This window comes from Ferruginivarius sediminum, assembly GCF_003344765.1.
Classification (GTDB): Bacteria; Pseudomonadota; Alphaproteobacteria; order Kiloniellales; family Rhodovibrionaceae; genus Ferruginivarius; species Ferruginivarius sediminum.
In genome coordinates this window covers 84,224-98,751 of record NZ_QPMH01000010.1, presented here as the reverse complement: position 1 = coordinate 98,751, position 14,528 = coordinate 84,224, and the positions used below count along the sequence as shown (strand labels likewise).

Genomic DNA, 14,528 nt, shown 5'->3' with positions numbered 1-14,528 from the left:
GACACGACGATGGCCCAGCAGATGCGCGCAATGGTCCTGGAGCGCCAGCATTCACCGCTCCAGCCAGAGGATGTCCCGCGGCCCGAGCCGAAGGACGGCCAGATTCTGGTGCGCGTTTCCGCCTGCGGCGTGTGCCGCACGGATCTGCACGTCTGCGACGGCGACCTGAAGCATCCGAAACCGCACCTGATTCCCGGCCACGAGATCGTCGGCCATGTCGAAGCGATGGGCCGCGGCGTCACCGGGTTCGAGCCCGGCCAGCGCGTCGGCATCCCCTGGCTGGGCTGGACCTGTGGCGAGTGCGTCTACTGCCGCGCGGGACAGGAGAACCTGTGCGAAAACGCGGGTTTCACCGGCTACACGCTGGACGGCGGCTACGCGCAGTACGCGGTCGCGGACGCGCGTTACTGCTTCCCGGTGCATGGGGATTACACCGACGCGGAGGTGGCGCCGCTCCTGTGCGCCGGGCTGATCGGCTACCGCTCGCTGCGCATGGCCGGCGAGGGCCGGCGGCTGGGCCTTTACGGCTTCGGGGCGGCGGCGCACATCGTGGCGCAAGTGGCCCGCTGGCAGGGGCGCGACATCTATGCTTTCGTGCGGCCGGGCGACGAGAACGCCAAGGACTTCGCGAAGGATCTCGGCGCGGTCTGGACCGGCGACAGCGACAAACCCGCGCCGGAACTTCTGGACGCGGCCATCATCTACGCGCCCGTCGGCGAACTGGTGCCGGCCGCCCTCCGCGCCGTGCGGCCCGGCGGCACCGTGGTCTGCGCCGGCATCCACATGAGCGATATCCCGGCTTTTCCCTATGAGCTCCTGTGGCGGGAACGCCAGATCGTCTCGGTCGCCAACCTGACGCGGCGGGACGGCGAGGAATTCCTGGAATTGGCGCCCAAGGTGCCCGTGAAGACCTCGGTGGAGAGGTTCCCGCTGGATCAGGCGAACGAGGCGCTGGGACGTCTGCGCGACGGCGAACTGCGCGGTGCGGCCGTCCTGACGATGGATAGCGCGGCGACCTAAAGCAGCTTGTCGGCCGCCATGTAGAGCCCCGCCAAGGCGACCACCACCGTCACCGCCCAGCGCGTCTGAACGACGAGCGTGCGCATAAGCTCCGTCTGCATACACTCGATCCGAACCATCAGTTCGGCGGCAAGCTTCTGGTTCTCATCTGATTGTTTGGAAAACCGTTGCTCAATCTCCGTCGACTGTTTGGACAGCCGCTGCTCCATGTCCGCCGAGTGCTGGGAAAACCGCCGCTCAATCTCCGTCGATTGTTGGGAGAAGCGCGCCTCCGTCTCCGTACGCTGCTCGGCAAGCTGTCTTTCGATCCCAGTTTGCAGTTCCGCGAAACGTGCCTCAAACTGCATGCTCTGCTCGGCGAAGCGAGCCTCGAATTTTGCTGTCTGCTCGGCGAAACGCTTGTCGATATATTCGGATTGCGCGTCAAAGCGGCTGTCCAGCCGCTTTTCGAGGCCGGCGATCTCGTCCCTTACGAAGTCCTTGGTCGCGACGTCGCTCATCACGTCGGACAAGACATTCACCATCGCCTCCGCGGCCTTCTGTTCAAGGCTGGCCTCGTCGCGCAGCCGTGTCACGGCCTTCTGCGTATCGAACGCGGGTTCGCTCACCTGCTTATCACTCTATCAGACGTTGGCTTCCGAGTCGCGAACGCATACTACAGAATGCACCAGAAAAGAGAAACCGGCCGGCAGCCTTCGCGTCATTCCCGCCCGCAGGCCCAGCGCAGGAAAGCCTCCTGCCTGGGCGTGCCGGACACCGCCGGGCCGACGCGGGTCATGCCCAGCATGAGGTGCGAGTCCTCTCCCACGATGTCGGCAACGTCGTCCATGGCGCGGTTGCCTTCCCGCGTCGAAAAGAAGCGCGGCCGCCGGGGACGGACATGAATGGTCGCGGCATTGGGGTCGATGCGGCCGCTCTCCGGGTCGAGTGGCAGGAGCGTCACCTCCTCCCCCACGCGCCAGTCCGCTGGTCCCGGCGTGACCAGCAGCATCCGCTCGCCCCGAAAGGCCAAAGTTCCAGGCGCCACGCGATAGCCCCAGCCGGACCAGCACTCCACGCCTGCCGCGGCGGGCAGAGCCCATAGGAGCAGCAGGCATAACAGGCCGGCACGCATGTCAGGGCGCGTTGTCGTGAACGGTACCGAGGCCGGCGATGTCGTAGCCGCCAAGCCGCCGCGCCCGCACCGCGAAGTCGTCGCTCCGCGCAAAGCCCATCAGCGCCTGCACCGACGGCTCGAAGTAGTCGCGACGGCCCATCAGAAGGTCGAAGCGCTCCCACATCAGCGGCACGAAATCCAGCTTCAACGTCCGGGCCACCGCCTCGACGGCGAAGCCCGCGCGTCCCCGTCCCTCCAAAATGGCGAGTCCAAGGTCCATCTCACTGCGCGCCGTCTCCTCGACGAAGACCAAATCGCCCTCGCCAAGCCCGGCCTCGCCCAGTAGGTGGGACAGCAACAGCCCGCTTCCCGACTCCGCCTGCCGGCGCGCGACCGGCAGCTTCAGGCGCGCCAGATCGGCGAGGCCCGCCACGCCGTCCGGGTTGCCGGCAGGCAGCACCAACCCCTGCCGCCGCCACGCCCATTCCAGCAGCACGGCATCGGGCAGCGCGGCGCGCTTACGCACAGCGGGCACGTTGAAACCGCCGCTGTCCGGATCGAACAGGTGCAGCCCCGCGACGCGCGCAGCCCCGTCCGCCAGACGTTGCAGCCCATCCAGGCTGCCACCCGGAAGCAGCGCAAGCCCGCAGCCGCTCTCCTTGGCGGCCCACTCCAGCAATGGGTCGTGACTGCCGGCGATGACCGGCGGGGCCGGCTCGCGCGCCGGACGTTCGCCTTCCAGGTTAGCGACCACCCACTGGTCGACCAGGGCGCGGGGGAACAGCCACTTGCCGGTGACGCGGCTGCAGGGAATGGCGCGCTGGCGAACGAGTTCGTAGACCCGCCGCTCCTTGATGCGCAGGTAATCCGCGACTTCGCGTGTCGTCAGGTAATCGTGCAAGCCGTTTTCCCCTTGCCTTGAGGGATAGCGGCCAAGAGACGCGGATGCCACAGAATTTTTGGGGTCGTTTCATACCCTCCAAGCCAGCTACGATGCTGCCTCGAAACATAAAACAAGAACAACGCCGCCGTAGAAGCGGCACGGCAGGAGAGAGCGTGGCAATGAAGCTTAAGGACAAGGAACTGCTGGTCTGTAACTGCCAGCGGTCGATGCCGATTGACGCGAAGAAGCTGCAGCAGGCGCTGCACAAGCTGGGCGGCGAAGGCGATCTGGACCTGCAGACCGGCCTGTGCCGCAACCAGCTTGGCAACTATCAGAGCGCGATCGGCAACGCGGCCTCGGTCTGCGTCGCCTGCACACAAGAGGCACCGCTGTTCCGCGAGGTCGCGGAGGAGGACGAGTCGCGGGCGGCCCTCGCTTTCGCGAACATCCGCGAGAAGGCTGGCTGGTCGGACGAGGCGGGCCAGGCCCATCCCAAGATTGCCGCCCTGCTGGCGGAGGCGGCGCTCGACCTGGAACCGACGCCGTCGGTGTCGATGCAGTCGGAGGGCGTGTGCCTCGTCTACGGCCGCGACGAGCAGGCGATCGAGCTGGGCCGGCAACTGTCAGGCCGTCTGGAGGTGACGGTCCTGCTGAAAGACCCCGGCGAGGTGATGCCGCCGCGCACGATGGATGTGCCGGTATTCAAGGGCCGGGTGAAGCAGGCCGGGGGCCACCTTGGCGGGTTCGGCGTCAACGTGGACGACTACGCCCCCGCCCTGCCCGCCTCGCGCGCGGCGTTGGAGTTCGAGATGGGGCGGAACAACGCCTTCTCGGAGTGCGATATCATCCTCGACATCACCGGCGACGCGCCGCTGTTCCCGGCGCCGGAGAAGCGCGACGGCTACCTGCGCGCCGATCCGGGCGACCCGGCGGCGGTGCAGAAGGCGGCCTTCGAGGCGGCGGATCTCGTCGGCGAGTTCGAGAAGCCGCGCTATGTCGCCTACGACGCCTCGATCTGCGCGCATGCCCGCTCACGCAAGGTCGGCTGCACCAACTGCCTGGACAACTGCCCCACCGGCGCCATCGAGAGCGCGGGGGAGAGTGTCGCCTTCGATCCCTACATCTGCGCCGGCTGCGGCAACTGCGCCAGCGTTTGCCCGACGGGCGCGGCGACCTATCAGGTCCCGGGACCGGCCGGGCTGTTCGACCGGCTGCGCACGCTACTGTCGAGCTACCAAAATGCAGGTGGCGAGGCGCCCGTCCTGCTGGTCCACGACGCGCGGCACGGGGAAGAGGTGATCGATCTGATGGCGCGCTTCGGCCGTGGCCTTCCCGCACGGGTTCTCCCGTTCGAGGTGAACGAGGTCACGCAAACCGGCGTCGACTTCACCGCCGCGGCCTTCGCCTATGGCGCCACGCAGATCTGCGTCCTGGTCCCGCCGAACAAGCGCCGCGAGGGCGAGGTCGCCGGGCTGGAGCGGTTGCAGGGCCTGACGGACGCGATCATGGATGGGCTGGGCTATGGCAGCGGCCGCGTGCACCTGATCGAAGATCTGGACCCGGAGGCCGTCGAAGCCAGGATCTGCGGCCTGGACCGGCCCGAAGCGCCAACGCCCGGCGGCTTCCTGGCGATGGGCGGCAAACGCACGCGCACCATGCTGGGCCTGCGCCACCTGCACCAGCACGCACCGAATCCCCAGGACATCGTGCCGCTGCCCGAGGGCGCGCCCTTCGGCCGCGTTCACGTCGACACCCAGGGCTGCACCATGTGCCTCGCCTGTGTCGGCGCCTGTCCGACCGGCGCGATGCTGGACGATCCTGATTCGCCCTGGCTGGGCTTCAACGAGGAGGCCTGCGTGCAGTGCGGCATCTGCGCCAGCACCTGCCCGGAAAGCGTGATCTCGCTGGAGCCGCGCCTGAACTTCACCGACGAGGCGCGCGGGGCCATTGAACTGAACCGGCAGGAGCCGTTCCACTGCGTTCGCTGCGGCAAGCCCTTCGGCGTGGAGTCATCGATCCGCCGCATCGTCGAGCAGCTTGGCGACAAGCACTGGATGTTCCAGGGCAGCGATCAGGTGGAGCGCATCATGATGTGCGACGACTGCCGCGTCGTCGTGCAGTTCGAGACCCCGGACACCCCGATGCAGCTCGGCACACCGCGCCGGCCGCGCACCACCGAGGACGACCTGCGTGAGCGGGAGGAGGCCCGCGCCCGCGAGAAGGCGAACGGGCACGACCGGGAGAATTAGGCGAGTTAGGCGAGGACGGCGCCCCGGCAGTCCGCTACAGCGGAATGTTGGAGTGCTTCTTCCACGGGTTGTCGCGCTTCTTGTCGCGCAGCATGGCGAGCGCGCGGCAGAGCCGGCGGCGCGTGCCGTGGGGCATGATGACGTCGTCCAGGAACCCGCGCGAGGCCGCCACGAAGGGGTTTGCGAACTTGCTGCGGTATTCCTCCGTCCGCTCCTCCAGCTTCTCCGGGTCCTTCGCTTCCTGGCGGAAGATGATCTCCACCGCGCCCTTTGGCCCCATGACGGCGATCTCCGCCGTCGGCCAGGCGTAGTTCACGTCGCCGCGCAGGTGCTTGGAACTCATGACGTCATAGGCGCCGCCATAAGCTTTGCGAGTGATGACGGTGACCTTGGGCACCGTGGCCTCGGCAAAGGCGTAGAGCAGCTTGGCCCCGTGCTTGATGATGCCGCCATACTCCTGCGTGGTGCCGGGCAGGAAGCCGGGCACGTCGACGAAGGTGACGATGGGGATGTTGAAACAGTCGCAGAAACGCACGAAGCGCGCCGCCTTGCGCGAGGAATCGATGTCCAGGCAGCCGGCCAGCACCATCGGCTGGTTGGCCACGACACCAACGGTCCGCCCTTCCATCCGGGCAAGGCCGACAATGATGTTCTTGGCATAGTCGGGCTGGATCTCGAAGAAGTCCTTCTCGTCGACGACCTTCTCGATCAGCTCCTTCATGTCGTAAGGCTTGTTCGGGCTGGGCGGGACAAGGGTATCCAGCGACGGCTCCTCGCGGTTCGGCGAGTCGGTCGTGGGGCGCACCGGCGGCTGCTCCCGGTTGGACAGCGGCAGGAAGTCGAAGATTTGCCGCGTGCGCTGCAACGCTTCCACATCGTTCTCGAACGCAAGGTCGGCGACGCCGGATTTCGAGGTGTGGGTGATCGCGCCGCCAAGCTCCTCGGAGGTGACGGTCTCGTGCGTCACCGTCTTCACCACCTCGGGCCCGGTGACGAACATGTAGGAGCTGTCCTGTACCATGAAGATAAAGTCGGTCATGGCCGGGGAGTAGACGGCGCCGCCCGCGCAGGGGCCCATGATCAGCGAAAGCTGCGGCACCACGCCCGAGGCCTCGACATTTCGCTGGAACACCTCGGCATAGCCGGCGAGGGAATCCACGCCTTCCTGGATTCGCGCGCCGCCGGAATCGTTCAGGCCGATGACCGGCGCGCCGACCTGTAGCGCCTTGTCCATGACCTTGCAGATCTTCTCCGCGTGGGATTCCGACAGAGCGCCGCCGAAGACGGTGAAATCCTGGCTGAACACGAACACCAGCCGGCCGTTGATCGTGCCATAGCCCGTAACCACGCCATCGCCGGGTATGCGGTTGTCGGCCATGCCGAAATCGACGCAGCGATGCTCGACGAACATATCCCATTCCTCGAAGGAGCCTTCGTCGAGCAGCAGCTCCAGGCGCTCACGCGCCGTCAGCTTGCCCTTGCCGTGCTGGTTCCCGATCCGGCGCTCGCCGCCGCCCACGCGGGCGCGGTCGCGCTTTTCCTCCAACTGACGGATGATGTCCTGCATGCCGTCCCCATACCGCGATGACCGAAACTATGTTTATTGCAGCAGCGAATAGCACGCCGCGCCGCCGCAGGAAAGGCAATCCCATCGCAACGTCAACGCGACCGAAAGTTGCGAGAATCGATTGCTTCCCGTACGCGCCGTCCGAGTTCGCGCCTGCAAAACGGCTTGCGAAGTATCGGGGCGTCGCCGATCGACTGCAGCTCCGCGTCCGGGACATCGCCGGTGAAGCCGGACATGCACAGCACCGCCACGTTCCGCCGGCCGCGAGCGGTTTCCGCGAGTTCGCGCCCGTTCATCCGGCTGTCGAGAACCACGTCCGTGAGTAGCAGATCGACCCGCGGCGCGGCTTCGAGTTCGCCCAGCGCGGCTGGGCCATCCTCGGCTGTGCGAACTCCGTAGCCCGCGGCGACTAGCATTTCGGCAATGGCGGCACGCAGGTCCGGCTCGTTATCCACCAGAAGAACCACCTCGCCGGGGCTGGCGCGCGTGCTGATCTTCGACGGCGCCGTCGCGGGCACGGCCGTTGCGTCCTCATTGGCGTGCGGCAGATAGAGGCGAACCGTGGTGCCCTCGCCCACCTTGCTGTGAACGGATGCATGACCGCCGGACTGCTTGAGGAAGCCATAGACCATGGGCAGGCCTAGGCCCGTCCCCTTGTCCGGCGGTTTCGTCGTGAAGAAGGGCTCGAATGCCTTGTCGATGGATTCCTGCGGCATGCCCACCCCGGTATCGCTGACCGAAAGCACGGCATAGCGGCCCGGCTCGACGTCGGGGTGCTCGCGTGCATAGGCACTATCGAGTTCGACATCCGCCGTCTCGACCGTGACCACACCGCCGTCGGGCATGGCGTCGCGCGCGTTCATCGCCAGATTGATCAGCGCGTTTTCGAGCTGTCCGGGATCGACGCGAACTGTATGCCGGGCCGCAAGGGGGGCGGTGGCGACCTCGATGCCCGGCCCCAGGGCGTGTTCCAGCAGTTCGGTCGTACGCCTGACCAGATGGTTGAGGTCGATGACCCGTGGCGACAGCGGCTGCCGCCGGGCGAAGGCCAGCAGGCGCTGCGTCACGTCGGACCCACGCATCGCCGCCTGCCGTGCCTTGGACGCCATGCTTCGCTCGCGCGGGCGGTCGGCGAGGTCGTCTTCCAGCAGTTCGAGGTTGCCGCCGATCACCGCAAGGAGGTTGTTGAAGTCATGCGCCAGGCCGCCGGTCAACTGGCCGACGGCTTCCATCTTCTGGGCCTCGCGAAGCTTCTGCTCAGTGACCTTATGGTCGGTGACGTCGAGCACGACGCCGTTCCAGACGATGCTGCCGTCGCGTTGCCGGCGCGGCAGCGAGGCGCCGCGGACCCAGTTATAGTCGCCGCCGCCCGACCGGATCCGCCCTTCCCAGGTACGTAGCTGCAGCGTTCTTGCGGAATGGGCGATGCTGTCCTCGAAGGCGGGGCGATCGTCGGGATGTATGCGATCGAGATAGGCATTCGCGTCGGCGATGACGTCCTGCGGTTTCAGCCCGGTTATGTCCGCAAGCTGCGGGCTGATGTAGTCGAAACGGCGGGCACCGTCTTCGTCCTGGACAAAGCGGTAGACGATGCCGGGAATGGTCGTCGCGATGTCATGGAAGAAGGCGGCCGTCTCCTTCAGGACGCGCTCGACCTGTTTCTGCTCGCTGATGTCCAGAAAGATGCCGCTCCACACGACGTGTCCACCGGCGGCGTGCCGTGGCCGGGCGATGCCCTGGGTAAAGATATGCCTGCCATCCGGCGCCTGGATTCGGCCCCGCCACGACCACGTACCGTGGCGTTGCCACGCCGATTCGACGCTGGCACGCAGCCCTTCCACGTCGTCAGGATGAACATAGTCCTTCAATATCGTCGGATCTGCCATGACGATTTCGCAGTCCAGGCCGATCCAGTTCTCAAGCTGGGGGCTGAGGTAATTGAAGCGGCCACTGCCGTTTCCGCTCCACTCGTACTGGAATGCCACGCCCGGCACGCTGGCGGCGATGTCGCGGAAGAATTCGGCGGCGTCGGCGAGGTCCCGCCGTGTTTTCGTCTGCTCGGTGATGTCCTCGATCAGCATGAAGAAGCCGTCGACCGCGCCGTCAGCCTCATAGGGCGTGTACCTGGCGCGAAGCATACGTCCTCCGGCGCCGGCGACTGGTTCCTCTTGCCCTTCCGGCGGAACCTCGAACGTGAAGCTTACCTCCTCACCGCCCAGCGCGCGCAGGATATGCGGGCGAATGGCGGTGTAGAGTCTTGCACCGAGATAATCCCGCAATTCGCCACCCACGACCTGTTCCGCCGGCGCGCCGGCATCCGCCGCGAACGCGCGATTGGCATACTGGAAGCGCTCTTCGCGACCGACGTAGGCGACCATCATCGGCAAGGCGTCAAGCAGGGCGAAGCCGGCCTCGAAGGTATCCTCTGGATTCGGTGCCGACAGGTTCGATAGCCCGGTCATGGCTCCTCCCGTCGCTACAGCTATGAGTAACCATTTATTGCATGCACGGGTCGCGCGAGGTTAAACAAGATTCTGCGCGCTGCTCGTCAAGACCCCCATCCATGGCAATTGGCACAATTCCGAAACTAACCCCAACGAATGTATATTGACTTCAGTGTAGGGGCCACCTTTAACTGTCTCCCTGAAAGTATAACATTCAACCTGTGATATTAGCATCCGCTTTTATGCCGGCTCATGCATCCAGCGGTGGATGGTCAGCGGTTTGCAATTGGGCTTGGAAGCGCCGAAGATATGTGCCGGGGACATGGTCTGCCGCTATAAGTGGGGTGTGGGGCGATGAACGCGTTGATCATCGAAGATCAGGAATTGGTTCTCGATCTGCTGAGGACCTTCCTGGAGCGCGGATGGCCCGATTGCCACGTCGCCGCCGCGTCGTCCCTGACGGAGGGCGTGGCCCGGCTGGAAAGCGATACCGATTTCAATATCGTGCTGCTCGACCTCTACCTTCCCGAAGGCTCGGCGCTGGAGGCGGTGCCGCGTCTCAGTGCCCAGTGTCCGCACACGCCGGTCGCGGTGATCTCAGGCCAGGCTGACGAGACCACGGCACTTGCGTGCATCGAGGCGGGCGCCAAGGGCTTCCTGCCGAAATCCCTGTCCGCGCGGGCATTTGCCGCCGCCGTCGATGTCATCCTGAGCGGCGAGGTGTTCTTTCCCTGGAACCTTCGCGATATCTACCCCCAGACGCCCCCTCTGCAGGAGGGGAATCTGCCCAGACTGACGCCGCGGGAGAAGGACGTTCTGCGCGAGCTTGGCGACGGCAAGTCCAACAAGGCGATCGCCAACGTTCTGGGAATCAGCGAAGTGACGGTAAAACTCCATCTTCGCGGGCTGTTCCGGAAGCTGGAGGCCGAGAACCGGACACAGGTGATCCGGAGGGCCATTGCGCACGGGCTGCTCGAATAGTTCCGGGGTCAATTTGCTTGAAGTTGGAATTTTCCCGGTTGTTAATAAATATACTTTTCCGTGCGTTAAAATTTGTAACCACCACATACCACGTGTTAAATATTGATATTTAGCAATTTTGCACGCGAGGTATGTGAAAGCGATTTATATCTGATCTTTAGGATATATACTGCAAACTTGCATACCACCTTTTGGACATCTAGTGCGTATGCAAAACATAAGATAATTATGTCGTCAAAACATTCAAATACAAAGATGTGGCACCGTGGATCGATTGGAAAGAGCGCTATGCCAAACGGGACAGAGCTGACCGATCTAATGACTCAATTCGTGCGGGCCTACCTCAACAATGCTTACAGCGGGAAGCTGCGGCCCTCTCAGTGGGAAGTGATTCGGTTTCTCGCCGATGCGCCGGAGCGCGATCGCACCGTCAGCGGTGTCGCCCGGCATCAGCGGACCACGCTGGGCACCGCATCCATCACCGTCTCGGCGCTGGAGCGCCGTGGCCTGGTGCGGCGTGGCGAACGCCGGCGCGCGCAGCCGCTGGAACTGACGGAAGAAGGGCTCGCCGTCCTTGAACGCGATCCAATCGCTCGCCTGGAAGAGGCGCTTGGTGGCCTGGAGGGCGAAGAGCAGGCGGCGCTGTCGAACGCCATGCACAAGGGGCTGCGCGTTTTGGAAACCGACGGCCAAGGCGTCTGGCGCGGCGCCTGACACAACACGGGCGCGGCGGAATTGCGGGGCCACGGCCCGCCGGTCCCGCATTGCCGCCGCGCCCGTAAAGCGCGTTTAGCCGCTCAAGCGGCCTGCAGCAGGCCGACGAAGCGTTCCACCGCGTCGAGTTCGCGTTGAAGCGCTGCGCGGCGCCTGGCAGCTTCGGCGTCTTCCCCCCATTCCTCGATCTGGAACGTCGCCTCGACCTCGGCGGCCTCGAACGCGTCTGCCGCGTCGATCCGGCCGTGAACCATCGCCAGCCCGATCACGACCGAGCCCGCCGCGAGGACCGCGGAAGACAGGGCGGCAAGGCGCATGTCGTCAAGCTCCGCCACGGCGGCCGCGAGCGCCTGCGTCGCTTCGGGTGGCTGCTCCGCCGGCAGGATGGCGGTGGTCACGTTCAACCGCGCATCGTATGTCAGCGCCGCCCAGTCCAGAAGCGGCTGCCACAGCGCATGCTGCCGCTCGGCCAGTTCGCGCGGCTCCGGCACGCGATAGCACAACAAGTCGGTGTCCGCGTACTTGGATATCCCGGCGACCAGTTCCTCCCGCCGCGTCCGCGCGGTATCCAGCGCCGTGCACGCCAGTGCCGTCATCGGCATGTTGGTGAGATCGACCGTCTCGCCCTGCTCCGCCCACTCGGCCGCCACGGCCTCGGCCATCGCCGGTGTCGGGCAGACCAGATCGGCGCGCGTCTGTGGTGTCTTGACTGGCCGCTCGTCCAGGAGGACGGCAACGCCGTTATTGGCCGGGCGCGCCGTCGCCATCTTGTAGAACCGCTGGATCCTCTTCTCTGCCATTGCCTTCCACGCCAAGCTGCTTGTCGATCGATTTGCTGAGACCCTCAAGGAACCCCTTGAGCCCCTCCTCCGTTCCGCCATCGCCCGAGCCGGCGGCGTCCCCGCCGTGGCCGCGCTGGCGGGCTGCCTTGTCCAAGGCGGCCACGCAGGGATTTTGCTCGGCTGTCGCGCTGTCGATCAGGATGACGCCCAGGGCGGTCAGCGGATTGACGATCGTGCCGATGGCCAATGCACCCGCCTTTGCCGCCCCCAGCGTGTCTGGCGTAAGCGCCGGATCCCTCAGGGGCCCCGTCACCCGCATCGGGATCGCCAGACTCATCAGGCTGGCCTGTTTCGCCTGCGGCACAAGACGCAGATCGAATCGCTCATCCGCCAGGCTGATCCGGCCGTCACCGCCAAGCGTGGCGCTTTGGGTATCCGCCAGCAGGGCACGGCTGGACATTATGCCCTCGGCCACGTCGAAGCGCGCAACGACGCAGTTCAGCCGCATGCCCTCCTCGCTCTCCCGCCATGGGGCCAGCGCATCGGCCACGCCGGCACTGGCTGTGGCGATCAGGGCCTCGCTGATCCGCCCCTCGTCGGCCACCAGTTTGCTTTGCCCCGCAAGGCTGGCGGCCAGGGCGCGGGGGGAGTTCCCGGTGCCGCGCAGGTGGGCTTCGGCGCGCACCGTTCCGCTGACCTGGTCGGTGATGCCCATGTCCACCAGCAGCCGGCCGTAGTCGATCTTCTCGGCCGTTGCGTTCAGCGTGACCTGGGGCGGGGTCCGCGCCACATCCATCACCGCGCCCAACTCGATCGTGCCTTGACCAAGCTGGCCCGAGAGCGGCTGCACGGACACCTCGCCATCCTCGGCGACGATCTGCGCCTTGAGGGATGACAGATCAAGCCCGTCCGCCAGGCGCAGGGTGCCAATCTTGATCTCGGCCTCGCCGTCGAACCCGCGAAGCGCCGCGAAAGGCAGGGGCTTTTCCGTGAAGATATAGCCCGACGTTTCGCCCCCTTCCACCTCGGCGGCGTCACGTGAGGCCGTGGGACCAGACAGGTCCGCCACGTCCATGACGGCCGAGGTGAGATCGGCCGACACGCGCGGTCTTTCCCCGTCCATCTCGACCGTCGCCTCGCCGGACAGGTCGCTTTCACCCACGTCCGCGCGGAACCCGCTAAGGCGGTAGCTTTCCCTCTGGACGGAGAGTTGCGACTTTACGGTAAGCGGCCCCATTCCGGGAAGCTCCCAGCCCAGAAGCGGGCCAAGCCGGGCCAGGTTCTCGGACGCGCCGTCGAGCGTAAGTTCGGCTTCGATTCCCTCGCCGGTGCGCGCCATTTCGCCAGTGACACGAATACGGCTGTCCGCCGCGCTTGCCGTCAGGTCGACCGGAAACGGCGCGCCCTCCGACAGCAGTCCCGGTAGCGCGCCAAATCTGCCCGAGACGTCGAAGGCGACGCCCTGGTAGCTGCCCTCCACCTCCACGTCGGCGGCCCGCGCGGCGCCCCGCGCGTCGGATGCCGCGCGGTCGAGCATCAGCATGATGCGCCGGCCCCGGCCAAGGTCCCTGTAGCTGACCTTGCCGCCCTCGATGCGGATGCGCTCGATTGCCGGGATTTGCGGAAGCCGGCGTCGCTTGGCGGCGGACGCCGGGTGATCCTTCGCGAAGACCCAGTTGGCGCGGCCGTCCTCGGCCACCTCCAGGCGAACGGTCGGCTCCACCAGGATCAGACGGCTCACCCGCACCTCGCCGGTTACAAGCGGCCACAGAGCCAGTTCCAGCTCGAAGCGGCGCACCGACGCCATATGGTCTTGCCGGCTCCAGTCCGCGTTGGCGAAGCGCACGTTCTCGGCCGTGACGGACGGAGTGAAGTCCATGTTCAGGTCCATCGGACCGTCGATGACCAGCTTCCGCCCGGTAGCCGCCTCCACACGCGCCTCGAAGGTCTCCCTATAGGCGTCCAGGTCGAGTTGGGACAGCGCCACGTAGACGGCCACCACGAGGGCTGCGACGATGGCGATCAGGACTCCCGCGGCAAGTTTCAGGCGCCGCATGCCGTCGCCTCTCCCCAGCCTGTGAGCGTTCGCGGCAATTCGTCGAAGGCCGTCAACACATGCCGCGCGCCGGCGGCCAGCAGTTCCTCCCGTTCGTGATAGCCCCAGGCCACGCCAAGCGCCGCAGTGCCGGCGTTCGCGGCCATCTCCATGTCGAACACGGTGTCACCGATGATGACGGTCTCATGCGGCTCGGCGCCCACATCGGCCATGGCCTCGTGAAGCATCCGGGGATGTGGCTTGCCGGGGCCGCCGTCGGCCGTCTGCAGTGTCACGAAGTGCCGGGCCAGGTCGTGGCGGTCCAGCGTGACGCGCAGGCCTCGCATGTTCTTGCCGGTCGCCACGCCCAGACAAACCTGCGGCAGGTCCAACGCGGCGATGGTTTCCCGCGCACCGGGGAACAGCGGCTCCTCGTAGTCGGGACGCTTGCGCATCGCGATGAAATTATGCCGGTAGGCGTCCGCCACCTGCGCCACCAGTGCTGCCCCCGCGCCATCGGGCATCAGCCGCGCCACCGCCTCGTCCAGCGACAGGCCGACCACGCGGCGCACCGATTCCGGGCTGGGAAGCGGCAGCTTGGCGCCGTCGAAGGCCGCCGTCATCGAGGCGACGATACCCGCCTGGCTGTCGACCAGTGTGCCGTCGACGTCGAAAACGATCAGTTTGAATGGATGCTCTTCCGCCATGTCACGCAACAGATATGGATGATTTCACACAGTATCGAGGGGTATGGGGC

General features: G+C 65.9%; 12 protein-coding genes. 4 read left to right on the top strand and 8 right to left on the bottom strand.

Going from position 1 to position 14,528, the window contains the following annotated elements; genetic code table 11:
• Positions 1-9: 9 nt before the first annotated feature.
• Positions 10-1,020, top strand: a complete 1,011-nt coding sequence (locus DRB17_RS12115) for a zinc-dependent alcohol dehydrogenase family protein (RefSeq protein ID WP_421778747.1) — start codon at positions 10-12, stop codon at positions 1,018-1,020.
• Here DRB17_RS12115 and DRB17_RS12110 read toward each other — a convergent pair.
• The 3 genes from DRB17_RS12110 to DRB17_RS12100 form a co-directional block, all read right to left on the bottom strand.
• Positions 1,017-1,595 carry a hypothetical protein gene (locus DRB17_RS12110; RefSeq protein WP_147274894.1) on the bottom strand — a complete coding sequence of 193 codons (579 nt, stop codon included), beginning with the start codon at positions 1,593-1,595 and terminating at the stop codon, positions 1,017-1,019. The genes DRB17_RS12115 and DRB17_RS12110 overlap by 4 nt on opposite strands.
• Positions 1,596-1,720: 125 nt before the next feature.
• Positions 1,721-2,134: a hypothetical protein gene (locus tag DRB17_RS12105; protein WP_114582471.1), complete on the bottom strand. Its 414-nt coding sequence runs from the start codon at positions 2,132-2,134 to the stop codon at positions 1,721-1,723.
• 1 nt (position 2,135) lies between these two features.
• Positions 2,136-3,017, bottom strand: a complete 882-nt coding sequence (locus DRB17_RS12100; RefSeq protein ID WP_206607870.1) for a helix-turn-helix transcriptional regulator — start codon at positions 3,015-3,017, stop codon at positions 2,136-2,138.
• A gap of 161 nt (positions 3,018-3,178) precedes the next feature.
• Here DRB17_RS12100 and DRB17_RS12095 point away from each other — a divergent pair, with 161 nt between their 5' ends.
• A complete protein-coding gene (locus tag DRB17_RS12095) occupies positions 3,179-5,248 on the top strand; it encodes a 4Fe-4S dicluster domain-containing protein (protein ID WP_114582470.1) in 2,070 nt (689 codons plus the stop codon).
• Positions 5,249-5,282: 34 nt separating this feature from the next.
• On the opposite strand, the gene DRB17_RS12090 is transcribed toward DRB17_RS12095, so the two are convergent.
• Positions 5,283-6,815: an acyl-CoA carboxylase subunit beta gene (locus DRB17_RS12090; protein WP_114582469.1), complete on the bottom strand. Its 1,533-nt coding sequence runs from the start codon at positions 6,813-6,815 to the stop codon at positions 5,283-5,285.
• A 92-nt stretch (positions 6,816-6,907) separates the two neighbouring features.
• Complete coding sequence (locus DRB17_RS12085; protein WP_114582468.1) at positions 6,908-9,277, bottom strand: PAS domain S-box protein; 2,370 nt, start codon at positions 9,275-9,277, stop codon at positions 6,908-6,910.
• Positions 9,278-9,613: 336 nt separating this feature from the next.
• Between DRB17_RS12085 and DRB17_RS12080 the strand changes: the two genes are divergently transcribed.
• Both DRB17_RS12080 and DRB17_RS12075 read left to right on the top strand, forming a co-directional pair.
• A complete protein-coding gene (locus DRB17_RS12080) occupies positions 9,614-10,240 on the top strand; it encodes a response regulator transcription factor (protein WP_114582467.1) in 627 nt (208 codons plus the stop codon).
• Between the two features lie 318 nt (positions 10,241-10,558).
• Positions 10,559-10,954, top strand: a complete 396-nt coding sequence (locus DRB17_RS12075; protein WP_147274893.1) for a MarR family winged helix-turn-helix transcriptional regulator — start codon at positions 10,559-10,561, stop codon at positions 10,952-10,954.
• Positions 10,955-11,037: 83 nt separating this feature from the next.
• Here the strand turns inward: DRB17_RS12075 and DRB17_RS12070 are convergent, their stop codons facing one another.
• From DRB17_RS12070 to DRB17_RS12060, 3 genes are read right to left on the bottom strand one after another with little or no spacing between them, the layout of a single operon-like run.
• Entirely contained in the window at positions 11,038-11,754 is a 717-nt protein-coding gene (locus DRB17_RS12070; RefSeq protein WP_114582465.1) for an ATP12 family protein, read from the bottom strand.
• Entirely contained in the window at positions 11,696-13,792 is a 2,097-nt protein-coding gene (locus DRB17_RS12065) for an AsmA family protein (protein ID WP_114582464.1), read from the bottom strand. The genes DRB17_RS12070 and DRB17_RS12065 overlap by 59 nt, the downstream gene beginning before the upstream one ends.
• Entirely contained in the window at positions 13,780-14,478 is a 699-nt protein-coding gene (locus tag DRB17_RS12060) for an HAD-IA family hydrolase (RefSeq protein WP_114582463.1), read from the bottom strand. Before DRB17_RS12060 ends, DRB17_RS12065 begins: the two co-directional genes overlap by 13 nt.
• Positions 14,479-14,528 lie beyond the last annotated feature (50 nt).

Excerpts from the sequence above, each read along its gene's own strand:
- DRB17_RS12115 (WP_421778747.1), top strand. The coding sequence starts at position 10 with ATGGCCCAGCAGATGCGCGCAATGGTCCTGGAGCGCCAGCATTCACCG.
- DRB17_RS12105 (WP_114582471.1), bottom strand. The coding sequence starts at position 2,134 with ATGCGTGCCGGCCTGTTATGCCTGCTGCTCCTATGGGCTCTGCCCGCC.
- DRB17_RS12095 (WP_114582470.1), top strand. The coding sequence starts at position 3,179 with ATGAAGCTTAAGGACAAGGAACTGCTGGTCTGTAACTGCCAGCGGTCG.
- DRB17_RS12090 (WP_114582469.1), bottom strand. The coding sequence starts at position 6,815 with ATGCAGGACATCATCCGTCAGTTGGAGGAAAAGCGCGACCGCGCCCGC.
- DRB17_RS12085 (WP_114582468.1), bottom strand. The coding sequence starts at position 9,277 with ATGACCGGGCTATCGAACCTGTCGGCACCGAATCCAGAGGATACCTTC.
- DRB17_RS12080 (WP_114582467.1), top strand. The coding sequence starts at position 9,614 with ATGAACGCGTTGATCATCGAAGATCAGGAATTGGTTCTCGATCTGCTG.
- DRB17_RS12075 (WP_147274893.1), top strand. The coding sequence starts at position 10,559 with ATGACTCAATTCGTGCGGGCCTACCTCAACAATGCTTACAGCGGGAAG.
- DRB17_RS12070 (WP_114582465.1), bottom strand. The coding sequence starts at position 11,754 with ATGGCAGAGAAGAGGATCCAGCGGTTCTACAAGATGGCGACGGCGCGC.
- DRB17_RS12065 (WP_114582464.1), bottom strand. The coding sequence starts at position 13,792 with ATGCGGCGCCTGAAACTTGCCGCGGGAGTCCTGATCGCCATCGTCGCA.
- DRB17_RS12060 (WP_114582463.1), bottom strand. The coding sequence starts at position 14,478 with ATGGCGGAAGAGCATCCATTCAAACTGATCGTTTTCGACGTCGACGGC.